Here is a 24449-nt window from a genome sequence, read left to right on the forward strand (position 1 = left end):
ATGCAAAGGCAAAGCCCTTTCTTGGTGCGCTGCATATAATAATTAAAAAACATTCGTGGTGATTGTATGTTCTCGCAATATGTGCAGAAGTTGTTAGGCAAACCACCTGTCAAAACTAATCCGATTATTGATGCAGAAAGGTTTGGCACTCTAAAATCCCAATTACAAAAAGAGCTTTTTCACCCTTTAGATGAATCCAAAGCATTTTTGCCTGAGGAAACGGCTCTAGTAAAGAGCGTACGTACAGAGACAGCTGCCATGAACCGGAATAATGTAACAAGGACTCAAGCCTATCTTTCCTATTACAGGCGGAATCCCGAGGTTCATTGGTCTTTTTTAGCTCATATGGTTTCCAGAAACGGTGGATACCATATGACTGATTTAAAGAGTTCATCCATGACCCATCTCTTCAGCAAAGAGGATCGGCAAAAATTTTTCCTTTTCCTCGAACGCGCAAATTCAGCAGTCTTTGCAGATTCCTTTCCACAGCTCCTTTTATATGAACATTCCAAACGAAGAAAGTTTTCTTTAAGAAAGTTTCTACAAATCTTTCATATTTCAAGATTCATGGCACCGATATGGGAATCGTTTTTAACTGAACCTCATTCACCTCTATTAACATCCGCTCTTATCATCAATGAACAAAGAATGCTTCAGGAAAGGGTAATTAACCGTACCCGACATGGTGAAATCCTAAGAAGGCTCGATTTTCAGCTGCAGGAACTTTTAGGGTTTACGACGGTTATCTTTCCTTATGCAAAAAAGCAAGACAGACTCTATTCCTTAACTGGACTAACCGTTGAGCGCTTTACTGATCCGAAGCAGCGTATTGAAACTGGAAAAATCTTATATCAACTTCTCTTTCAGAATCCAACTGTTTTTCAAGGTGTGGGGCAATTTGCAAAAGCAGTTCACCATACCGGTTCTCGGGAGGATTATTGGAAGTCCATTTTCACCTCTGAAACACCTTCTGCAATAGAATGTAAAGTTTACAGTCCCACTCTACTTGATGCCTGGGACGACCACACCTTCTTTCCTTTACCTTCAATCGATTGGTTTACAATGGAAAGCTTCATCGAAGATTTACAAACCTTCCCAATTATAAAAAAGGTGGACTTGACCAACAAGGTGCTCGAAAATATCCAGCAACTCAAAAACATCAATAAATTGAAGTCAATTATCTAGTTTCACGCCTCTTACTTTGAATACCCCATCCTCCATTTGGCAAGAATGGTTAGCAAAAAGAATGGGTGAAGCGAAATGAGAGGCATTGTACTAATGAATCCAAACTACATGATCGGTGATTTACATACGAATGAAAGCTTTGCAATCCAAAAGATTGTGACTGACAAATATATAGAAGAAAAAAATATTTCCCCGGTCATACTAAATCCTTATCAGCTCTATCCTTATTACACCATCCCACATGTACTTCTCTCTAATTTACAAAATAAAAAGGCAGATACGATTGATTGCCTTGTGCTACATTCTATTGAAACGATAGAACGGTTTATCTATATCTACCCTGAAAAGTGGCTCGATCTTTGCGGATATTTCAAAGAGATAATCTGTGTAGTAGACCAAACTCCTGTAAGGAAAAATGAAGTAAATTAGGTATAGGCATATTTATAAGTCACAAAAATCAACATACTTAAGGCGGTGTGAATCAGCAACAAATAAAATGATTCTCTATCACGAGTTCCATATTCTATGAATGCGCTTGATTCCAAAGAACGAACATCACGATGGTGGTAAGCGCTGAAAGCGCAGTCAACATCCTGGTTGTTCATAGTCTATTTACAGCAGCAATCTACCAGGTTTAAATACCCTGATGAACAAACCGGTTCCAGAGACAGTATATATTTTCTCCTCTTCTTTATCTTTTTTTCTCCGCCTCCCATTTGAACTTCCGTATTACATGAAAAACCATACTTTTTCTATAGAGCATACGTCTTTTTCCAATCTTTCTCTTCACCGCATAAATGGTTTAAATCTGCATCCTGCAGATTTTTTAGGCTGTTCGCCCGACAGCCTTTCTACTACCCTTTATACCTATTATTAATAGATCATTTAATATATTTAAACGTTTCTAATTGTTAGAATACAAGGAATTTTTAATATCTTTAACAATATTTTGGTAATATAGATAATTTTACGGATAAAGCATAGAAAAAATAGTTAATTTTATATATCATTAGAGATAGGAATTTTCTTTTATTTTACTTTTACTAGAAAGGAATGATTAAAATGGCTAAAGAAAAAAAGAAAAAAACCCCAATTCCTTTCCGCCTGAACTTTATGTTCTTTTTAATATTCATTTTATTTTCAAGCTTAATAATAAGACTTGGGATCGTCCAAATTGTGTATGGAGATGATTATCTCCGTGAAGTTGATCGAACGGAAAATGATGTGGCTAATACCCCCGTTCCCCGTGGCAAGATGTATGACCGCAACTTGAATCCAGTTGTTGATAATGATCCTCTCAATGCTATTACTTACACGAAATACCCGAATACAAAAACAGCTGATATGGTGAAGACAGCTGAGATTCTTGCTACATTGATAAAAATGGATACGAAAAAAGTTAGAGACCCAGATATAAAAGATTTTTGGATTTTAAAAAATCCAGAAAAAGCGGAAGCATTGATTACCAAGGCCGAAAGGCAGAAAGTAGTCGAAAAGAAATTAGAACAAAAAGATCTATACAAACTTCAATTAGAGCGAGTCACTGAAGATAATCTCAAGGAATTTACCAAGGATGAATTGGAAGTTATAGCCATCTTCCGTGAATTCAATAGCGGTTATGCCCTTACACCGTCCATTGTTAAAAATAAAGATGTCTCCACAAATGAATTTGCCCAGGTAAGTGAACATTTGGATGAATTGCCCGGCGTGGATGTGACAACCGATTGGGAAAGAACCTACAAGTATGACGAAACTTTACGTTCGGTACTAGGCAAAGTTTCTTCTTCTGAAGAAGGTCTTCCAAGTGAAAATATTGATTATTATCTAGCCCGTGACTATACCAGGAATGACCGTGTTGGAAAAAGTTATATCGAAAAACAATATGAAGATGTCCTGCGCGGTCAAAAAACTCGGGTTGAAAATGTCCTGAGTAAAGGGGAAGTCATCAAAACGGAAACTCTCACGGAAGGTCAAAGTGGAAAAGACTTAGTACTGTCAATTGATATGGAGCTGCAGCAAACGGTTGAAGATATCATTGAAAGAGAATTACGCCGAACGAAAGCTAGAGGAAATACCTACCTATTAGACCGTGCCTTCGTTGTTTTAATGGACCCGAACACAGGCGAAGTACTTACGATGGCCGGTAAACAATACGGACGTAATAGTAAAACCGGTTTAATTGAAATGAACGATTTTGCCCTTGGAAACATTACGACCTCCTATACGATGGGATCATCTGTTAAAGGGGCTACGGTCTACACAGGTTTTCAAACGGGAGCCATTTCACCGGGGTCAGCTTTTTTTGACCGAAAACTACAGTTAGCAAGGGCTAAACCAAAAGGGTCTTATAGCGATTTGGGTTATGTAACGGATGTCACCGCGTTAAAAAAATCGTCGAATGTATTTATGTTCATGACAGCAATCAAAATTGCCGGCGGGCATTATATTCCCAATCGACCGCTCGGAATCAACCGGGAAGCTTATGCGATCATGCGCAACCATTATGCCCAATTTGGATTGGGTGTCCGTACCGGCATCGATCTGCCGAATGAATCGGTCGGGTTTAAAGGCGTTGACATGTCAAAAGATGGGTTGCTCCTGGATTTATCGATCGGGCAGTATGATACATATACACCGATGCAGTTGGCACAATACGCATCAACGATTGCAAATGGCGGAAAAAGGCTGGAGCCGCGGATGGTCAAGGAAATCCGGAACCCTTCCGAAGAACACAATCAGTTGGGCAGCGTCTTTAAATCGATGAGCCCCAAAGTGCTGAACGAATTAGGCGGTAAGGATGTTTGGATTCAGCGTGTCCAGGAAGGTTTCAGGCAGGTTGCCCAGGAGCCAGGCGGGACGGCATATAAATATTTCGGCGGTAAATCCTACCGTGCGGCTGCCAAAACGGGTACTGCTCAAGCCTTTTATGATGGACCGCGAAGAAATCAATATAGTAAACCAGTCGATACTATCAATCTAACACTTGCAGGGTATGCACCTCACAATAATCCAGAAGTGGCATTCTCTGTCGTCGTGCCATGGGTATATCAAGGCAAACCTTCTGACGATATTAACAAACGAATCGGCCGAGACGTAATGGACGCCTATTTTAAGTTAAAGGAAAAAAGATTAAAAGGTGAATCTGATAAAGACAAGGAAATTGAGAATACTCCGTGATATTTTCCTTATTTATTAATTAGAGATACAGTACACAAAGAGGCCTGCTCCATTTAGAGCAGGCCTCTACTATATGCATCAATCTATTACTCTAAATTTTGAACGAATTCCTTATAAAGAGCCCGCAGTGCATCTCCTCTACTGATAATGCCGATAACCTTATTATTTTCGTCTACAACGGGTATTTTCTTGAAATGATGCTTAGAAAGGACCTTTATTAATTCATCCAACGGATCTTTTGGGGATAGCTTTGTGATTTTCTTATTTTTAATGATCTGCGATACTTTGTCATTCATCTTAGATGTGACCTTTTCATCCAGTTTTTCACCTGGAAGAATCGTAATGTACGTAAAATATCCCATTATCGCATCTTCTGCAGGTGCCAAATAACGTAAGATATCCCCATCTGTTACCATCCCTAAAAGCTTATCCTGTTCATCAACAACCGGGACCCCGCCAACTTTATTTTCTATTAAAATTCGCAAAATTTCCTTTAATGTAAAATCCGGACGGGCCACATATACTTCTCTGATCATGAAATCTTGAACTATCACAAAACCACCCCTTTTTATAGGTTTGACTTTCTATATCTTATCTCTATCTATTAATACCCTTATTTATTCTATTTAAAAACCCTTGCGGCCTGAACTGCCTTTTTCCAGCCATTATATAAATCCTTTCGTACCGCTTCTTCCATGTCAGGCTCAAATGTTTTATCGACGGCCCATTGCTTAGAAATCTCCTCTTGACTGCCCCAATAACCGACCGCGAGTCCAGCTAAGTACGCTGCCCCTAACGCTGTTGTCTCACTAATGACCGGTCTTTCGACAGGTACATTTAAGAGTCCGCTTTGAAATCCCATCAAGAAGTCGTTTTTGACAACACCGCCATCAACCCTCAATGCCTTTAAGTTAATCCCTGAATCGACCTCCATGGCGCTAAGGACATCTTTTGTCTGGTAGGCTAATGCTTCCAATGTTGCCCGGACGAAATGCTCCTTCGAAGTCCCCCTTGTTAACCCGAAAACCGCTCCTCGGACATCACTATCCCAATAAGGAGTACCAAGTCCAACAAACGCAGGGACTACATAGACCCCATCCGCTGAGGTAACCCGCTTTGCATACATTTCACTATCTTTCGATTCTTGCAAGATCTCCAATCCGTCCCTAAGCCACTGTATTGCTGAACCTGCGACAAAAATACTGCCTTCTAATGCATACTCGACTTTCCCGTTAAGGCCCCATGCAATCGTAGTCAACAGACCATGTTCAGATTTCACTGCCTGTTCTCCTGTATTCATCAGCATAAAGCACCCGGTGCCGTATGTATTCTTAGCCATTCCTTTTTCAAAGCATTCTTGGCCGAACAATGCGGCCTGCTGATCTCCTGCTGCTCCAGCAATCGGAATTTCATGTCCAAAGAAATGATGTGTGACAGTTTTCGCATAGACCTCTGAAGAAGGCCGAACTTCCGGCAGCATTGAATGAGGCACCTGTAAAATTTCGAGAATCTCTTCGTCCCACTTCAAATCATGAATGTTATACATCAGCGTTCTCGAAGCATTCGAATAATCGGTTACATGGGCTTTGCCACCTGAAAGCTTCCATATCAGCCACGTATCAATCGTGCCAAACAATAAGTCCCCGGCTTCTGCCTTTTCCCGAGCACCGTCTACATGATCGAGAATCCATTTCACCTTTGTCCCGGAAAAATAAGCATCAATCAACAAACCCGTTTTCTGTAAAAATAAATCACTGTGACCATCCTTCTTCAATTGCTCGCAGATTTCGTTGGTCTGTCGGGATTGCCAAACGATTGCATGATAAACAGGCTGTCCTGTTTCCTTATCCCAAACCACCGTCGTTTCCCGTTGATTCGTTATACCGATTCCCGCAATCTGTTCCGGCTTTACATTCATTTCCGATAGACAGGAAGCGATGACTGATAAAATAGAACCCCAAATTTCATTGGCATTATGCTCTACCCATCCAGGATTCGGGAAATATTGGGTGAATTCCTTTTGGGCAATATGCAAAACTTCACCTTTTTTATTAAATAAAATGGCCCGAGAGCTTGTTGTTCCTTGGTCCAATGATAATATATACGTCTCCATCGTTGTCTCCTCCTACACAAAAAGATCTATTTCATCTTCAGTGTCATGCTGTTTTAATATTTTCATTTTACTCGATATATCCCTGAAAATAAAAGATATAGAAAAGTCCCAGCTATAGATTGAAAAATATTGGCAGATTTATAGAATATCTTTTACAATAAAAATAGTTAAGATTGGAGGAATAGTAAATGAACAATCATGAAATAGACTTCAAATTACATGGTGATGATATGCAGTTTGTAGAAGTGGAATTAGATCCTCAAGAAACAGTAATCGCCGAAGCAGGAAGTTTGATGATGATGGAAGATCAAATCAAGATGGAAACTATCTTTGGTGATGGGTCATCAAGTAGTGATAGCGGAATGATGGGGAAGCTTTTTGGTGCTGGTAAAAGACTTCTTACCGGAGAAAGTCTTTTCATGACCGCTTTTACAAACGAAGGGTATGATAAAAAACGCGTTTCCTTTGCTTCACCGTATCCAGGTAAAATCATTCCCATGGATTTGAGTGAGCTCGGCGGAAAAATCATTTGTCAAAAGGATGCTTTCTTAGCAGCAGCCAAAGGTGTATCTGTCGGAATTGAGTTTCAAAGAAAAATAGGAACAGGCTTTTTTGGCGGTGAAGGCTTCATCATGCAAAAACTTGAAGGCGACGGAATGACCTTCGTTCATGCTGGTGGCACGATCCATAAAAAGGAATTGGCTGCAGGTGAGGTTTTACGTGTTGATACAGGCTGTTTAGTGGCTATGACTAGCGGCGTGGATTATAATATCGAGTTCGTAAAAGGAGTAAAAACGGCTTTATTTGGAGGCGAAGGTTTATTTTTCGCAACTCTAAAAGGACCAGGGACCGTCTGGGTACAATCATTGCCGTTCAGCCGTCTTGCCAGCCGTGTATTTGCTGCTATGCCGCAAAATGGCGGATCTTCTGACGAAGGCAGTATAGCGAAAGGTTTATTCAATTTATTCAACGATAAATAAGAACTGGACCTATGGCTGCCACTTTGACAGTCATAGGTCGGTCTTTGAAAAGGATGGATAGCTAGATGTAACTTGTTAAGTGGGTCTACATGAGACGCTATAATATCAAAGCGATTTTCGATTAATTTCCGAACTCTCCTGTTATTTTCCGAAAAATAAGAGATTACTATTTTCTTTATACCATTCAATGGACAGCTGCAGATTACCTTATTGGCACTAAAGAGCTTGAAGAAATGAAACAGCTTCTCAACCGGGAGCTCGGAACTGAACTGCAATATCTCTATAGAAGAAAATAGGGTTATTCCTCGTATATCATTTTTCTTGTCATCCCGCCATCGACAATAAGGTTAACACCGGTAACGAAATCATTTTCTGATGCTGTCAAATAGAGACAGGCCCTTCCAATATCTTCTGGTTTGCCAACACGATTGGAAAAATGCTGTTTATGATCCTTATCACTTAGCGCTTCATAATCCCCCGTTTCAATCCACCCCGGTGAAATCGAATTAACCGTAATATTCTCTTTGCTGAACGAAGCGGCGAGTGCATGAGTCAGAGCAACGATTCCACCTTTTGTTGCGGCATAGGATTCCGAATCCGGCTCTGACATAATTGCTCTTGTTGATGCCAAATTGATGATTGCCCCTCCCATTTCATTATCTCGCATATATGTTGCTGCCGCCCGGGAACAAAGAAAAGCGCTTCGCAAATTCGTATTCATCATATCGTCCCATTCCTCAATCGTCAGATCATATAGAGATTTGAATAAAACTTTCCCTGCATTATTAATTAATATATCAACTGTCTCGTATGTTTTTCGAGTAACGTCCATCAAATGAAGGATGTCAGCCTCCTTCCGAACATCCGTTTTTACGAATAACGCTTCATGCCCTTTCTTTTTGAGTTCCTCTACAAACCGTACACCCTCCTGCTCGTCCAAATCTGCCAGAACGACCGAAGCACCATTTTCTGCGTATTCTTTTGCGACGCCTTTCCCTATTCCATTAGAAGCACCTGTTATAATCACTGTTTTTTTGGTAAAACTCATTATATTTCCCTCTCTTTCGCTACAAACTTTTTTCCTATCATAATATCCAAACAGCTTCTCTTCAAACACATCGCTAAAATATTTGTCATATTTTTTACTTTATTATCAACAATCAACAATCAATAAGACCCATTATATTTTAGTAGTAGTCCTTAATGATGTATGATAATAGAAACATCATGGTTTAACTAGGGTGAAGAGCACCCACTATTATCTTTCTTACAGTGTAAAAAATCTTATATTGGAGGAATGTAAAAATGGACTTATTAAAAAATGTGTTTTCCTTAGGCTTAGGTGCTGCCGCTGCTACAAAAGAACAAATTGAAAAAGCAGTTGACTCTCTTGTGAAAAAAGGGGATATCAGTAAAGAAGACTCTAAAGTTCTTATTAAACAATGGGTTGAAAAAGGTGAACTAGCCCAAAAACAACTGGATGAGTCCGTCAAAGCTAAGGTCAATCAAGCACTTAATGGTTTGAATCTGGCAACCAAAGAAGAAGTTCGGGAATTAGAACGTCGGATAGTAATTTTAGAGCAAAAAAACCAAAACATACAACCGTGATCTGGAGGAACTTGAATGTTTGGCAAGCGACTGAAACACGCACAACGTTACCAGGAGATCATTAATGCCTTTTTGAAAAATGGCTTTGGTTATTTCATATACCGTTTGGGATTATCTGAAAGCAAATCCGCTTCGAAACTACAACCCGATGAAAACCTGAACCTTCGTTCAATCGGGGAGCGGTTGCATACGATTTTACAAAGCTTGGGTCCTACATTCATAAAGCTTGGTCAGATTGCAAGTACAAGGCGTGATTTCGTTCCGGAAGAAATTGTCCGTGAACTTGAAAAATTGCAGGACCAAGTCACACCTTTTCCATTTGATAAGGTAAGAAAGATTGTTGAAGATGAATTGGGTGATTCTTTAGAGAACCTTTTTCTCGAATTTCATGAACTCCCTCTTGCAACTGCTTCGATTGGGCAGGTTCATGTTGCACGGCTGCCATCACAGGAAGTGGTAGCAATCAAAGTTCAGCGGCCTGATATTCTGCCGACAGTGGAAACGGATTTGGAAATTCTCGATGATTTAGCAAGACTGATGGAAGCACGCATTTCTTGGGGGAGACGATACCAAATCAGAAAAATGATTGATGAATTCGCTAAATCACTGCGGGCAGAACTCGATTATAACTCCGAGGGGCGAAACGGGGAAAAAATAGCCAAACAATTCATGAATAATCAAGGGATTAAGATACCAAGGATTCATTGGGAATTTTCAACAAAAAGAGTCTTAACCATGGACTTTATTCAAGGCATTAAGATCAATCATTATAAGCAGCTTGATGATGAAGGCTATGATCGTCGAAAAATAGCGGAAAGATTAGCGAATTCCATGCTTCAACAAATTTTAATTGATGGTTTTTATCACGGCGATCCTCATCCTGGCAATATCGTCATATTGCCGGGGAATATCGTCGCACTCATGGATTTCGGTATGGTAGGGCGTTTGGAGGATGAGATGAAATTTCAGTTCGCATCACTTGTCATCAATCTAAAACGGGGAAGTACCAATGGACTGATTAAGACACTCTCCGATATGGGCCTTCTTACAGACGAAACCGATATGATTGCGTTAAGATATGATATTGATGAATTGCGAATTAAATATTATGACATCCCATTGAGTCAGATTAGCTTAGGCGGAGCGGTCAATGACCTTTTTACAGTTGCTAATCAGCACCATGTCCAAATCCCTCCCGAATTTACGATGCTAGGTAAGGCTCTGCTTACTATGGAAGCCATTATCGAGGAATTAGATCCTCATTTCAGTATTATGAAGGCTGCTGAACCTTTTGGAGAAAGGTTGTTAAAAGAACGCTATAATCCAAAGAACATCGCTAAGAACACTTGGAATCAATTTGTCGAGACTGCAGAAGCCATGGCCGAACTTCCGAAGGATATTAGAGAAGTAACCGGTATTATTAAAAAAGGAAAATTGCGATTAGATATCAATATCCCCGAGCTTCAGGTATTTTTACATAAACTTGATCAAATCTCGAACCGGTTGTCTTTCAGTATTATCTTGCTTGCCTTTAGCATAATCATGGTCGGCCTCATTATCGGCTCAGCAATAGGAGGGGAAACTCTTCTTCTTTGGAAAATACCAGTTATTGAAATCGGATTTGTCGTTGCAACCCTGATGTTCTTACTAATGCTTTATACTATTTTTAGATCAGGGAAAATGTAGACTCACGAAAAAAAGAGAAAATCCCATTAGTAAGGATTTTCTCTTTTTCATGAATTCATTCATTGGTTATGTGTGCGACGATCATATGAAACGGCATATACTCTATGGCGAAAATGTAAGATCGGATCTTCCGAGCACTCAATTCCAGCGGTGATATTAGTTGGATCAAACAGTAAATTATCTGCAAAAGAATCCAATTTTTTTGTAATGGATAAATGCCCGACCGTGATTACCTGTTTATCTTCCGACCAAACCACGGTTGGATCATCAGTTGGATCATTTTCTCCTCCTAATTGGATGTTCAATTTAAAGCCTATTGGACCTTGTTGGAGCCTCTCTTTCATATCTTCATTCAAATAATCTGACGAAAGCATGGCTACTTCCTCTTTTGCCAGCATACTCAGACCGGCATCTGGTTCCCACTGATACTTGATGGCCTGACGTCTTCCATCCGCGTTAATGAAATAGAATGCATGAATAGAATAGTACTGACACGTTGAAAAACTGGCAGGTGACCGCATTTCTTTTAGCATTTGAAGACTCGCTTTGCATTCTGGGTATTTTATAAATATTGTTGCAAGCTCTTTTAGGTTTGGAAAACCATCTTTTGCAGATTTGAAAAAGTCGACAATATCAACAAACGCTTCCGGTGTTTTTGCAAAAAATAGCGGAATGGTCACAGTGATAAGATCTGTCACCTCTCCGTCCGGCAATTGAAACTTGACAGCCATTCCCTTTACAGGTGAAAGTGCATCAGGATGACTGGGGATTGGGGAGCTGTTTGAAAAACGAATAGTTACCGGCACTGCTTCATTCTGAAGGTGCGCTGCCACCGTTATTGGAGCCGCTTTTCCGTTAGGGGTAAAAACCCCCTCATAGCCATTCCCCTTTGCATGCGCGCGCCGATACCCAGGAAATGTTCCTGCTACATTTTCAATAACATCTACTGCCCTACTGCCTAGCTCGGATTTCAGTTTTTTATTTTCCTCCATAACGACACCCCATCTTTTGTAATACAAATAATTGTTCATTTGTATTACCTCTACCCATTATTCTATTTGCTTATACTATTTAAACTGGCTATAGCACATTCCGCTTAAATCATTCTTTCACTACACAGCTATTTAATGAACAATAAAACGCCTGGAATAAAATCCAAGCGTAAAATATTATATTCAATTTACAGTTATAGAAGTTTCTCAATATCATTGATAATAAGGTCCCTCACCTTTAAATTGCCCTAAAGAAACTTCCTAACCATTAATACGCTCTTGCTGAAAAATCATAAATGCTCACTTTTAACTAAATATATATAAATCAAAATGGATTTCTGCTTGAATTAAACTAGCAAAATCTATAATGTTTTTCTGTAAATACATTGCGGGTTTTTCGTTATTTTCCACTCGAATTACAATCATAAAAATAAACGCTAAAACATATTTCTCTTTGAGTTGGTCTTCTTCTTGAACCAACGCCACTCGTTAGCTTAATAAGCTAGATAAAAAAATTAAAGCATAAACGCTACCCAAAAGTTTTCTTTTGGACAACATCATCTAGATATAATTCGTTAATTTAATGTTAACTGACTTTCTCAATTACCCATACCCATGCCGGGAAACCAAATCCTCAAAATCCCATTCCAGGACCAAATCCCATGCCGGGGCCAAATCCCGTTCCAGGGCCGAATCCCATTCCAGGGCCGAATCCCATGCCGGGGCCCATTCCCGTTCCAGGGCCAAATCCCGTTCCAGGGCCGAATCCCATTCCAGGGCCGAATCCCATGCCGGGGCCCATTCCCATTCCAGGGCCAAATCCCATCCCAGGGCCAAATCCCATTCCAGGGCCGATTCCCATTCCAGGGCCCATTCCCATTCCAGGGCCCATTCCCATGCCGGGGCCAAATCCCATTCCCATTCCCATTCCCATTCCGGGGCCAAATCCTCCAAATATAATTCTTTCATCATTTTCTATTTGTTGAGGTTGATTCCATTGGTATTGTAATTCAGTGTACAACATAATTCCTCCTCTATTTTATAAACACAATAATAAATAATATGTTAGGCTTCGTGTGAATTCTTGGGTATTTAACTAGATCCAGAAATAAACTCCGCAACGGCAATAAAACCACGCTGAAACAGCTTTGATAATGCCGGATCAACTTCTCTCCTGCCATGTTAGTGGAACAAGGGCGTTTTTGAGGATATTATTGAAAGTATGATTTTAGATATTATCGTACATTTAAACCCTTGATTTCATTGAATTTTTTCATTTTTTCTCATTATACGTAAAGTCGTCTCCTACATTGTACGTGGATTGAGTGCGATGGTATGTGATGGTCAATATCTTTGTGGAGATAGGTGCACTGATTGGAGTATGTGACCATATCATATCTTAACCCTTGTCCATACCTCCTATGATAAGTAGTCTTGCTGTATGCCGTATGCCGTTACGCGTAGTGCAGTTGTGCAGGCCCTAGGGTGGGTCATATGAAGGTGCGAGTATTAGGAGGTACGGAAAAAGGGTATTTTATTTACGTCCTATATATGGTCCTTCTATCTTGCCCTATAGCCCATAAAGAAAAGAACTAAAAAAGACCCTATAAAAGGGTATTCTTCTTGTTTTCCCGTCTAATTAAATAGGTATATCATTACTCCGTAAAAAGTTAGGATACCAATTACCTTTATTGACGTTACCACCATAGCACAAGCAATAGCTAAGCACATTTGCAATAAAACCACTTCGATAAAAAAAACCTAAGTTTTGTCTTTCAAGAAAAAGTGACTCACAGTTTATATGCCGTGCGGCTTACATTCAATAAGAGGTACCCCCAACATTTTATCCAATAAACTTGTGTCATTTTCCTGATTAGAGCATAAGGTGATATAACCCATTTAATTAATTTCCTCCTTAAAAACAAATAAGGAGATGTCTGTATGTCAGGTTGTGAATCAAGATGTGACGACGGTTTTGGATTTGGTGGAGGTTTCGCCTTTATAGTCGTTTTGTTTATACTTTTAATCATTGTTGGAGCTAGCTTTGTTGGTGGATACGGCGGCGGTGGCTATGGTTACGGGGGCGGTTACGGAGGTTGCTGCTAAAATAGTATGAAAAAAGCCGACCTTTATTGGTCGGTTTCTTCAATTAATCTGCCCTGATAGTTGCATAAAGAAAAGCTGCCTTAAAGACAGCTCTGATCTTCAGCTAACGCAACTGTTAGTTGATTAAGATTCTATGTTATAAATTTGTTTATTAACATTCACCCTGAAAAGTGTAAGGTGACGAGGATTTTAGTAATCTTTCTACTCCTTCTCTATGGTATGGCATTAAGTTATTAGCAGTATTTATGTCCACCCATTTAATCTCAGCAATTTCATTCTTGTCTTCAATTGTAATTTCTCCGTCAATAACTTTTGTTCCAAATGTAATCATTAAACCGTGATGTCCCTGTTTTGAAAAAAATACCTCATTAACCGCAATAATACTTCCTACTTCAATTACTAAACCTGTTTCTTCTCTTGTTTCCCGAATAACAGCTTGTTCTAAGGTTTCTCCTATTTCAACTGCCCCACCCGGTAGTGACCAAGTTGAATGCTGATTATTAACCATTAATACTTTTTATGTTATTTCGTCATAAATTAACGCATATACAACATCTACTCTCTTCACACCATACCACCTCTTAATTTTCTAATATATATTTTAACACTTTGCTTCAATACACTGCTTTATTGAACAAACCTGCCCCGATAGTTGCATAAAGAAAAAGCTGCCTTTTAAAGACAGCTCCGATCCTAAGCTAAAGCACCCGTTAGCTGAATAAAAAATACTTTATTTAACTAAACTCAAGTTCATTATTTTTGATATTTTGTATTTTGCATTGCCCACAAAACCCAAAAAAACATAATTAAATTAATAAAAAATAAATTCAATGTAATTCTTTCATGAAAAACAATTGAAATAACATCATTAACAATTAAACTAACTAAAGTTAATAAAACACCTAGTAACAATGCATGAACAGATAGTTTTAATATCTTCACTTCTGAAAAGTTTGGTAAATTTAATATTTTATCTCACTCCTTAAACAGCATCGTAAGCATATATAATTACCAATAGCACCGATTTTCAGCTAAAGCACCCGTAAGTTCAACAAGAAGACATCCTTTATTTGAATATCTCGTCTATTTCATTTCTGTCGTAATCTAATATCCAATCGTTGTATTTGTCATAAACCTCTCTTATTGTTTCAGACGTGGTTGCCAATAAATCACAACCCCTGTCATCATAAACGTGAAATATAGTTTTCCTGTTGATGTTTATAAAATAGACGCTATTATAAATACTTGGTCTTATACCCATATCCTGATTGCAGATTGCTTTTAACATTGGAATGTATTTGAAGTCAGAAGTTTTACATTTTAAAGTAAATCTATGAGTTTTATATTTTCCTTCTTCATCATCGTCAGGAAAAATATAAGGAATTGTTTTTTGGTTTAACCCATATAGGACCGATTTCTCTTTAATATAACGCGAAAAAGTTTTTGATTTATGTTTAAAACCATCTGCATAATCGTTTACGTCAACTACGATATAAATATCATCGTTATGAGAATGCAAGAACTTAAATAAAGTGATAGCCCTTTTATATACTCGATGTAGATATGGGCTATTTTCATAAGCATATTCACTATCATAGTCCACACCTAACTCAAAACGGATACCGATTTTCCAACTATAAAACAAGGGTGGTCTAAGTTCTAAGTTTGGGAAATTCTCATTCACAAAGTCGTTTAAAAGCATTTTTGCACCTCGTTAATTTCCTTCATTATACCATTCCTTAATGAATTATCCTGCCCCGTTAGTGCCATAAGAAAAAGGCTGCCTCAGCAACCTTCCTTATTGAAATAAAGCACCTGTTAGTTCTATAAGAAAAGCGAACCTTATTCAAGAATCGCGCCCGATTGTTGAAGTAGTGACAATTACTATCGAGTATTACCTATATTGTATTTTATCTTTGGAATGTGCAATATTATTAATTCCCATTCAAATGATAGATTAGTTGCACAACGCCAGAGGAGAACGTTCTTGTATTAACCATTTTTAAATTCAACCTCTGTTTTATATCAATAAACAACGGTTTTCCTTCTCCCAAAATAACAGGGTGAACAGATAATCTAAATTCATCAACAAGCCCTAAATTGATAAAAGTTGTAATAAGACTTGCTCCACCATATAACCAGATGTCTTTACCAGGCTTATTCTTTAATTTATTTACTTCTTTAAGAATATTATCATTTATGAATATTGCTTTATTATCAGTCCCTTTTTGCGTTCTGGAAAACACATATTTTTCCTTACTATGAACTAATTCCCAAATTTCTTTTTCAGTATCAATATCTTCAATTTCTGGAGTAAATTGTCCCCATAAATCGTAGCTTTTTCTTCCATATAAAATAGTATCAATTTGATTTAAGAAATTAATAAACCCCATCTCAGAGTCCATGATGCACCAATCAACTTCCCCATTTTCCCCTTCAATAAAACCATCTAAAGTAATTGCTAAATCTAAAATTATTCTTCTTGGTCTTACGTTATTGGACATAGTTTCTTCCTCCCTTTAATCATTTAGATATTGTTTCTCCCGCCAAGTTTTTTTATATTTTCATTATTTACAGCATTTATTTCTGAATAAAGTTACTGATGTTATTAAACTGCCTTAACTTAATAACAATCATCTCAAATTGCCATTATTTCCACAATTAGTTATTCAAGAATATGGACCAATTGTTGAACAAATCAATATGCACTCTTGAACTATCCTGCCCCGTTTGTTCAATAAGAAAAGCGATCCTTATTAAAGAATCGCTCTTCGTTAGTTTAATTGAACTTATTCACAATATTACATATCTATTGGAGAATTACAACAATGTCATTTATCATTAAACCTTAAACATGTATAACCCCGTCCTAAAATTAGGACAGGGTTAACATAAAGTTGTTTAATTATTGATAAAAACACTTCACCCAACTTAAAACATAACAATAAAGCCGTTTAGAACTAGGTTACATCTATTTCTACATAAAGTTACTTCTGTAATATCTGAATAAGGTTGCCGCATGTATCGTCGAAGACAGCTATTGTGACTTCGCCCATTTTTGTCGGCTCCATAGTAAACTTCACGCCGTTTTCCAATAATCGTTTGTACTCTTTATGAATATCTGCAACGCCAAACATTGTTGCTGGGATGCCTTCGGCAAATATCTTCTTTTGATACTCCTTTGCGGCAGGATGCTCATCCGGTTCGAGTAAAAGCTCGGTACCGTCATGATCATCGGGAGAAACAAGCGTAATCCACCTGAATTTCCCCATGGGAACGTCATGCTTTTTTACAAATCCCAGCTTTTCTGAATAAAATTCCAGTGCCCTGTCTTGGTCTTGTACGAATATACTGGTAACAATGATTTTCATAATGTTTTGCCTCCTTTGATATTTACCACGTTAGTGCTCTGCAAACAATGGCTCCAAGCAGAAAAACCCCTACATTCGTCAGAAGTTTTTAAAATAACTTACTCTATCCATCCTTTTAGCAAATTTTTAAGTGGTTCGTTGTTAAATATAACTACTCGATATTTTCCCTCTCTTTTTGATTTTACGAGCCCTGCATCTTCCAGTACAGAAAGATGTTTAGCTATCGCCTGTCGCGTAATGGAAAGGTCGTGCTTCGTAATAAGACGTACCGTAAGTTCATACAACGTCTGCTCGTTACGTTCAGAAAGTTCGTCTAATATTAGCCGTCGAGTCGAGTCTCCAAGTGCTTTGAATATAGAGTCTTTGTCCCAATTCATATATCGAGTATAAGCAACTGTATGGTTGCATGATAGTAGTTTGAACCATTATAGAAAAATAAATTATTAACACTTTTCTTCTTCAACTAACCTGACCCGTTTGTTCCATAAGAAAAGGAGTCGCTTTTCAGCTCCTGGTATTGAAGTAAAGCACCTGTTAGATGAATAAGGAAAAAGAGATTTACCTAGAATTGAAGTACAGTGTCTAATCAAATTATTTTTCTAATGCCATATTAACAGATTCAATAGCATGTATTTCTGTTGTATCAAATAATGGCACTTCTGAATCCTCAGGTTTTACTAATAATCCAATTTCTGTGCAACCTAATATTATTCCTTCAGCTCCATCATCAACTAAACTCTTGATAACCTTTTTGTAATAATCCCTTGATGATTGTTGAATTTTCCCTAAACATAACTCTTCATAAATTACTTTATTTATAACTTTTCTATCCTCATCATTTGGTATCAAAACCTTAATACCATTAAACTCTATTCGTGTTTTATAAAAGTCTTGCTCCATCGTATATTTAGTACCAAGTAAACCAACCGTACTTATTTCGGACTTTTGAATTTGATTTGCTGTTGAATCAGCAATGTGTAAAATAGGTATGCTAACTTTTTCTTCAATATATCTAATCACTTTATGCATCGTATTTGTACAAATTACAATAATTTCTGCACCAGCCTTTTCCAAAGACTGAGCAACATCCCCTAATAGTTTACCAGAATTTTCCCAATCGCCTTCAGCTTGATAGCGTTCGATCTCTTCAAAATCTACGCTATATAAAATGCACTTGGCTGAATGCAATCCTCCCAATTTGGTTTTCACTTCTTCGTTAATAATACGATAATATTCTAACGATGACTCCCAACTCATTCCACCAATAAGACCAATAGTTTTCATAAATATTCCCCTTCCATTTGAAATATACTAAAAATTTTATATAAATTTAATAGACATAGTAAAATATCTTTCTTATTAATTAAACCTGCCCCGTTAGTTCCGTAAGAAAAAGGTTGCCGCAGCAACCTCCCTTATTGAAGTAAAGCACCTGTTAGCTTAACAAGGTATGTATAGATTATTTTTCAACTTTAATGTATGTTCATTCGAATATAGGACGCATAAAGCTTCTCTCATAACTTAAAATACATTTAGTCTCTTCTGCAAAATTATATGCTTCTTGACATTCTGCATCCAATGCCATTTTTACTCGGTACTCTTCATATGCTGCTAAACTTGGGAAAGTGAATAATGCATAAGCAATATTATTAGCACCCTCATGTGGAAGAAAATAACCCTGATGTGTACCGCCAAATTTATTAACTAATCGAATCCACATCTTACCGTATTCCTCGAACTCATTTAATTTATATGGGTCAATAACATATTTCAAATAGCATGTAACCATTTTAACCCCCCTAAAAAAAGCCATTTTTTCCATCATAACATATAATTCGACTAACCTGCCCCTATAGTTGCATAAGAAAAGGAGCTGCTGATCAGCTCCTGATAATGAAGTAAAGCACCCTTTAGTTGAAGATGATTATTATCGGTAATTATTGTGAACAGGTTTAAACAATTCTTCATTAGTATTTCTAACAAGTGAAAAATTGTCTACATTATAGTGACCGTGAAGGGTTTCATTATGATGAAGGATTATTTGTTTTGCAGATAAGTTTTTGGAATCAGAAGTAGAATGTCCATCACCAACTAATGTTACATCAAAATGATTGATTGTTGCTGTTCTGACAGCTGTATCAATACAATGTTCCGTCTTACATCCCATTATTACAATATGGTCTACATTGTTTTTACTTAAATGTTCGTGTAATGGAGTGCCATAAAACGAATTTGTGGCAGCTTTATCAAATATAATAGCAGTTGATGGTACTCTAATATCCCTGTGTATCTGGAATCCAGGTCCTTCTCCATTTGAAACATCTAAATCTCTTATAAAAACAACGGAGATACTTTCATTTATCGCTTTTTCAATTACAGTATTAATGTTATTAACGATTTTTTCTTTCTCAAAGACTCCTTGTTCTTCTTTATTACCTTCTATTAATTCCTGTTGAGCATCGATTATCAGTAATGTTTGTTTCAATATTTTTCCCCCTAAAGTTATTAGCAGTTAGTTTTTTCCTGTTTTTTATTAAATATCAGATAGTATTTAAGCACTTCTTACTAAGCTCTTTATATTTTCGTCAAAAGATTTACTAATACCTTCTTGAACTATCCTGCCCTGTTAGTTGCATAAAGAAAAAGCTGCCTTAAGACAGCTCCGATCTTCAGCTAACGCACCCGTTAGTTCAACAAAAGCCTGCCCTTAAATCCACTCTTTTCCATGCTCTCGAATGAATTTAATATCGTTTTGATAATGTTCAAGATGCCCTTCATCTATCATCTTTTGAAAAGCAATGTCACCTTCACTGGCTTTTCTTGTAATTGTTTTACATAACCCTTCTAATCGTAGCAATACCATTTCCAAATAATCTTCTTCTATTCCCTCACCGTAAGATTCAAAAAACATTCTAACTCTTTGTTTTATACGGTTAGCATGCTGTAATAAATTATAATAAACTTTCTCACCTGTTTCAGAAAGATAAAATCTACTTAAGGGGACGCAATTATAAAGAGTATAAGCTATGTCCCAAAGTCTTGGACCAGGTCCAGCAACATCAAAATCAATAATACCTATTGGTCTTTTATGATTAAAAATAATGTTGTATATTGCAAAATCATTATGGCATAGTACCTCAAATTGTTGGGGGTGTTATCTATCGATTGCCAGCTATCATCAAATGAAAAATCACTGACAGAATCATGATAAAGACGGAGCATTTTCGCTATTTCTATTAATACATCCTCAGACCACATGTATTCTTTTAAAGGATAATTACCAGCTTCTCCTTCAATATATGATAATATCTCTCTTCCTTTTTCATCAATACCTAACAACTTTGGTGCATAACTGAAACCTTTGTTCTCCAAATGCTTTAATAGCTTATGAATTTTGGGACTATCTGTCTTTAATTCTCGTCGCACAGTATTTCCCGAACGATAAACATTAGAAACATTCCCTCCTGTTAGCATTTCTTCGTTTTCATGGTTTGACATCTATATATTCCTCCCTGATATGACTTTCTATAACCCGTAAAACAATTCCTGTTTATTCAATTAACCTGCCCCTTTAGTTGCATAAAGAAAAAGCTGCCTTAAAGACAGCTCCCGATCTTCAGCTAACGCACCTGTTAGTTCAACAAATAAATTTAAAATGAAAGTTAGTTTTTAAGTTTATTCAAGTCAAATCTTGCTATTTCTTGATTTCCTATTGTTACAACTAAAAAAGCATTAAATGCACACTCTTTAAGTTCATCTAATTTTTCTTTTGAAGGTACAAGTAGTGGAACCTGGGAATTTTCTTCGCTTACACCTAAATCGTAGTTAAAAGTATACTTACCCTTTTCGTCAGACTTAAGAACTGATAGAAAAGATTGACCGAACCCTACACCACTCTCGTTATAATCTTCAGGATTATAAATATTGAAGCCTATTACATCTTCTGACACCGATTTTAATTTGTCTTTGGGCTCAATCTTAAGTTCAATTCCTTTATCAGCTTCTCCAATACTACCTACTGTTTTATTACCTGTATTTTTAATGGTAAATTCATAAAATAAAGCTGTCGGTATCAGCTCATCCCCCTTTCTTTCTCCTTCAGTTATCCCAATTGAACCAACTAAACTTTTATCTTTAACAATATCAACATTCGCATCTACTAGTTCCAGAGAAGGATTTGATGAACAAGCTGATAAAAAGAATAAAACAAAAAATAGGCTAATAAAAAGAAACCATTTCCTCAAGTAATCACCTCCAACCTCACACCACATTCAATGATTAAATTCTCATTTGATTTTTTAACTTTATTCCCCAACAAAATAATTCCCCCTTTTATTCTTACATCATCATACTTTTTTTGTAATTTTTAACTTTACCATCCTGTTTTTTTGCAACAAAAAGCCACCAAATTAGTGGCTTTCTTATAGAGTTGACCAAACTACGACATAAAAGGGAAAATATCAAAAAACTGTCTGATAATAACAGATAATTCATGGCCTCTGAAGATTAGTATTCAGCTCTAATTTTACAATTCTCCTAAGTTGTGAAAACAAAACACTTAGGCGTTCCCTGCAACAACCACTATTAGTCTGGTCTTGTCTCTAATAGGTGATCAGACTCCTAAAAGATTTTATTTGAATTATGTTTGTTATCGGCCCGAACCCAAGCGGTAAAGGCTTCAATGCCATGCACGACTGCTTCGGTACGTATGGAGTGATACAAATCAAAATTGTGCTCAGCACCAGGAAGTTCGACATAAACAACCGGATTAGATGAGGAATCACGCAGGTGCTCCGCGAAGCGTCGGGCATTTTCCACGGGCACTAACCTGTCCTGATCACCATGCGCCACGAAGAATGGCGGTGCTTCTTTTCCACTGTAAGCCATAGGAGATGAGAATAATCCAGGTTTTGTATCGATATAACCGTAATAGCCGTATAGACAAATGGCGGCAATTACCGACGTGTCCACACACTCAAAACCCGGCTGGAATGTAGGGGAATTTGGAGTTAGTGCAGCCATAGCAGTCAAATGAGCCCCAGCCGAATTGCCAGCTAAAAATATCGTCGTAGGGTCAGCTCCGTACTCGGACCCGTGCTCGCGTACCCAAGCAATCACTTTCTTAATGTCAATCAAGTGGTCGGGAAATTTTACGTCAGGACTTAAGCGGTAGTTCGCACTGATGCACACCCACCCCTTGCTCGCGAGCTGGTAAATAAGAGGGAGAGATTGGCTGTTCTTTTTACCGCCTACAAATCCTCCACCGTGCAAATGCACCAACGTGGGGCAGTCCGTCGGATGAGAACGATGGCGATAAACATCTAGTTTATTTCTCATACCTGCATTACCGTAGTTGATGTTTGCAATCCTCTCTATATCGTATCGTCTTTTAAAGAATGGACCGAGTAAAGCTGTGGAACTAAATTTCTTGTGTAATCGGCGCTCAATCTTAGGATTAATAGTAGTACGCCACTTTTTCTCCAGACTATCATCCATGGCTTGACTGACTACAGGAGAAGTTTGTAATCCCCGATGGATAATCACTAAGAGTGCTCCCACTGCCAAAATTGTTATTCCAAAAGCCATCCACCCAACCGGAGAATGAACGTCGCCTTCAATAAAGGCTAACGAAGTTGAACCAGTCAACCAGAAAAGTGCAAAGAATGGTAGCTCATTTATTACGCCACAGTAAGAACCTAAAGAATTAAAAATTCGAGAAAAGTTGGGCGGTGCCACTACGAAATACGTGCACCAAGCGACAAAAAGCACAGAAATAAGGTAACCGAGTGGTATGCTCGATATGGTCATCACGCCCTTTAGGAGATATACAATAGCATTAATTTGTTTTCTCTAGGAATTTGATGTTAACTTTTAATGTCCTCTAAAATTCCAGTATCACCTGATGGTTCAATTCAACATCATAAATATTTTCTTAGGGATATCTTATAAACGTTGCACTTTATGCAATGCCACATTTTACTATATGTAAGATCCTTATATTAATTCTTCAGTATCACCTTTAAATGCTTTTTCTAATATTTGTTCGTGAGCAAGTGGAAATCCTTCTTCGAATAAAGAAAAAGTCGCCTTAAAGACAGCTCCGATCTTCAGCTAACGCACCCGTTAGTTTAAGTGTAATTATTCACAAACTATTAGCAGGTTTAGTTAAAAATGTTTTTTATATAAAATTAAAGAACTGAGCGAAAAATAACGCTCAGTTCTTTTGCAAACATCCAGTTTCATAAATGTGCGATTATATTATTTTCGTACAGCTTCAAATGTAATGAGTTGGCTATCTTTTGATGGTTGCTTTTTGTAAGTATAATCAGCAGAACAAGTAATATCAGAAAAACCAACGCTTTCTAATATAAGTTTGAATTCTTCGATTCCGTACCATCTCATTGCAAACTTCTGTAATTCTGTGTCTACCAGCTTACCTTTTCTCCATTTCTCGTATTTTAAATAAGATAAAGTATATTGGTCAACCCAGTTGATTTCAATTGACTTGCTTTCTAATGAAATGCCTTCTTCGTTAGAAAGAGGAAAGGTTGCAGTAGTAATTTCTCCTGTACGCCAATTGCTTGGTAATTCCAAATCAACTATTACACGTCCTCCTGGCATTAGATGATTATAAAAGCATTTCAGAGCATCTTTTGCATCCATTAAATTTTCAATCAAGCAAAAGGAGCCTGTAGGTATAACGACAGCTTCATATTTTGATTCCAAAGAAAAACTACATAAGTTACCTTCATATAGCTTCGGATTTAAGTCTCTTTCTCTGCATCGTTTTCGACAAGAATCTAACATTTCAGTTGAATAGTCAATGCCATCAACAATAAATCCATTTTCAAGTAAGGGAATTAAGAATCGGCCTGATCCGACAGCAGCTTCAAGTATCTTCCCTTTAGTCCCTTTTAATCTTTCAAGATAATATTCAATATCACCGTCGATTGAATACCCCACTGGTTTGGTAAAATCATACACTTCCGTACTTAATGCACCATAATAACTAAACATTTCATTTCCTCCGATATTATATGCGGAAGAATTTTAATTGAAGTATTAAAACTTCCGCACCTCAAGTTTATTAGATGTAGGTAAAGAGCTGACTATCATATTAAATCACTCACTTTCTATACAATATTGTTACATTATATACTTTCTTTAAACTTAATACAGTTATTTCAATTTGTTTTAAGTCCATAAATATCTTATTCAACTAACCTGCCCC

The 24449-nt window shown here is 37.5% G+C and carries 22 protein-coding genes and 3 pseudogenes; 7 read left to right on the forward strand and 18 right to left on the reverse strand.

Annotated features, from left to right (window positions below; genetic code table 11):
• Positions 1-81: 81 nt before the first annotated feature.
• From JFU50_RS03985 to JFU50_RS03995, 3 genes are all read left to right on the forward strand, one after another.
• Positions 82-1185: a DUF2515 family protein gene (locus tag JFU50_RS03985; protein ID WP_201182063.1), complete on the forward strand. Its 1104-nt coding sequence runs from the start codon at positions 82-84 to the stop codon at positions 1183-1185.
• Between the two features lie 75 nt (positions 1186-1260).
• The gene (locus tag JFU50_RS03990) at positions 1261-1614 is read left to right on the forward strand and encodes a hypothetical protein (RefSeq protein WP_201182064.1); all 354 of its coding nucleotides are present in this window, start codon (positions 1261-1263) and stop codon (positions 1612-1614) included.
• Between the two features lie 633 nt (positions 1615-2247).
• Entirely contained in the window at positions 2248-4362 is a 2115-nt protein-coding gene (locus JFU50_RS03995) for a peptidoglycan D,D-transpeptidase FtsI family protein (RefSeq protein ID WP_201221775.1), read from the forward strand.
• Positions 4363-4448: 86 nt separating this feature from the next.
• Here the strand turns inward: JFU50_RS03995 and JFU50_RS04000 are convergent, their stop codons facing one another.
• Together JFU50_RS04000 and glpK are read right to left on the reverse strand one after the other, a co-directional pair.
• Positions 4449-4916, reverse strand: coding sequence for a CBS domain-containing protein (locus JFU50_RS04000; RefSeq protein WP_201182067.1), 468 nt, complete (start codon positions 4914-4916; stop codon positions 4449-4451).
• Between the two features lie 68 nt (positions 4917-4984).
• On the reverse strand, positions 4985-6475 hold the full coding sequence (glpK, locus tag JFU50_RS04005) for a glycerol kinase GlpK (RefSeq protein WP_201221777.1): 1491 nt from the start codon (positions 6473-6475) through the stop codon (positions 4985-4987).
• A gap of 188 nt (positions 6476-6663) precedes the next feature.
• Between glpK and JFU50_RS04010 the strand changes: the two genes are divergently transcribed.
• Entirely contained in the window at positions 6664-7455 is a 792-nt protein-coding gene (locus JFU50_RS04010; RefSeq protein WP_053344859.1) for a TIGR00266 family protein, read from the forward strand.
• 298 nt (positions 7456-7753) lie between these two features.
• On the opposite strand, the gene JFU50_RS04015 is transcribed toward JFU50_RS04010, so the two are convergent.
• A complete protein-coding gene (locus tag JFU50_RS04015; RefSeq protein ID WP_201221779.1) occupies positions 7754-8503 on the reverse strand; it encodes a glucose 1-dehydrogenase in 750 nt (249 codons plus the stop codon).
• Positions 8504-8760: 257 nt separating this feature from the next.
• On the opposite strand from JFU50_RS04015, the gene JFU50_RS04020 reads away from it, so the two are divergent.
• Together JFU50_RS04020 and JFU50_RS04025 are read left to right on the forward strand one after the other, a co-directional pair.
• Positions 8761-9063, forward strand: a complete 303-nt coding sequence (locus tag JFU50_RS04020) for a phasin family protein (RefSeq protein WP_201221781.1) — start codon at positions 8761-8763, stop codon at positions 9061-9063.
• A 15-nt stretch (positions 9064-9078) separates the two neighbouring features.
• Complete coding sequence (locus JFU50_RS04025; protein WP_053344855.1) at positions 9079-10749, forward strand: ABC1 kinase family protein; 1671 nt, start codon at positions 9079-9081, stop codon at positions 10747-10749.
• A gap of 59 nt (positions 10750-10808) precedes the next feature.
• Here JFU50_RS04025 and JFU50_RS04030 read toward each other — a convergent pair whose 3' ends face one another.
• The 3 genes and pseudogenes from JFU50_RS04030 to JFU50_RS04040 form a co-directional block, all read right to left on the reverse strand.
• Entirely contained in the window at positions 10809-11741 is a 933-nt protein-coding gene (locus JFU50_RS04030; protein WP_201221783.1) for a catalase family peroxidase, read from the reverse strand.
• Positions 11742-12047: 306 nt separating this feature from the next.
• Positions 12048-12200, reverse strand: a pseudogene (locus tag JFU50_RS04035) (DUF4279 domain-containing protein); the annotation flags it as partial.
• A 175-nt stretch (positions 12201-12375) separates the two neighbouring features.
• Entirely contained in the window at positions 12376-12762 is a 387-nt protein-coding gene (locus tag JFU50_RS04040; protein WP_201221785.1) for a hypothetical protein, read from the reverse strand.
• A 920-nt stretch (positions 12763-13682) separates the two neighbouring features.
• On the opposite strand from JFU50_RS04040, the pseudogene JFU50_RS04045 reads away from it, so the two are divergent.
• Positions 13683-13799: pseudogene (locus JFU50_RS04045) on the forward strand (YjcZ family sporulation protein); the annotation flags it as partial.
• Positions 13800-13998: 199 nt separating this feature from the next.
• Here JFU50_RS04045 and JFU50_RS04050 read toward each other — a convergent pair.
• The 12 genes and pseudogenes from JFU50_RS04050 to JFU50_RS04105 form a co-directional block, all read right to left on the reverse strand.
• Positions 13999-14355 (reverse strand): NUDIX hydrolase, encoded by a 357-nt coding sequence (locus JFU50_RS04050; RefSeq protein ID WP_201221787.1) that lies wholly within the window; start codon positions 14353-14355, stop codon positions 13999-14001.
• 558 nt (positions 14356-14913) lie between these two features.
• Positions 14914-15549, reverse strand: a complete 636-nt coding sequence (locus JFU50_RS04055) for a DUF3885 domain-containing protein (protein ID WP_201221789.1) — start codon at positions 15547-15549, stop codon at positions 14914-14916.
• Positions 15550-15781: 232 nt separating this feature from the next.
• On the reverse strand, positions 15782-16351 hold the full coding sequence (locus JFU50_RS04060) for a dihydrofolate reductase family protein (protein ID WP_201221791.1): 570 nt from the start codon (positions 16349-16351) through the stop codon (positions 15782-15784).
• Between the two features lie 483 nt (positions 16352-16834).
• Positions 16835-17218, reverse strand: a complete 384-nt coding sequence (locus JFU50_RS04065; protein WP_201221793.1) for a VOC family protein — start codon at positions 17216-17218, stop codon at positions 16835-16837.
• A gap of 98 nt (positions 17219-17316) precedes the next feature.
• Positions 17317-17595, reverse strand: coding sequence for an ArsR/SmtB family transcription factor (locus JFU50_RS04070; protein ID WP_201221795.1), 279 nt, complete (start codon positions 17593-17595; stop codon positions 17317-17319).
• A gap of 214 nt (positions 17596-17809) precedes the next feature.
• Complete coding sequence (locus tag JFU50_RS04075) at positions 17810-18502, reverse strand: aspartate/glutamate racemase family protein (protein WP_201221797.1); 693 nt, start codon at positions 18500-18502, stop codon at positions 17810-17812.
• 199 nt (positions 18503-18701) lie between these two features.
• Entirely contained in the window at positions 18702-19007 is a 306-nt protein-coding gene (locus tag JFU50_RS04080; RefSeq protein WP_201182090.1) for an NIPSNAP family protein, read from the reverse strand.
• Positions 19008-19145: 138 nt separating this feature from the next.
• A complete protein-coding gene (locus JFU50_RS04085; RefSeq protein ID WP_201182092.1) occupies positions 19146-19703 on the reverse strand; it encodes a cysteine hydrolase family protein in 558 nt (185 codons plus the stop codon).
• Between the two features lie 222 nt (positions 19704-19925).
• A pseudogene (locus tag JFU50_RS04090) lies at positions 19926-20716 on the reverse strand (phosphotransferase).
• Positions 20717-20880: 164 nt separating this feature from the next.
• Complete coding sequence (locus JFU50_RS04095; RefSeq protein WP_201182096.1) at positions 20881-21462, reverse strand: hypothetical protein; 582 nt, start codon at positions 21460-21462, stop codon at positions 20881-20883.
• Between the two features lie 376 nt (positions 21463-21838).
• Positions 21839-22864 (reverse strand): alpha/beta hydrolase, encoded by a 1026-nt coding sequence (locus tag JFU50_RS04100; RefSeq protein WP_207198774.1) that lies wholly within the window; start codon positions 22862-22864, stop codon positions 21839-21841.
• Positions 22865-23476: 612 nt separating this feature from the next.
• Positions 23477-24235, reverse strand: a complete 759-nt coding sequence (locus tag JFU50_RS04105) for a class I SAM-dependent methyltransferase (protein ID WP_201221801.1) — start codon at positions 24233-24235, stop codon at positions 23477-23479.
• Between the last annotated feature and the right edge of the window lie 214 nt (positions 24236-24449).

Source organism: Peribacillus sp. TH14 (assembly GCF_016651145.1).
Classification (GTDB): Bacteria; Bacillota; Bacilli; order Bacillales; family DSM-1321; genus Peribacillus; species Peribacillus butanolivorans.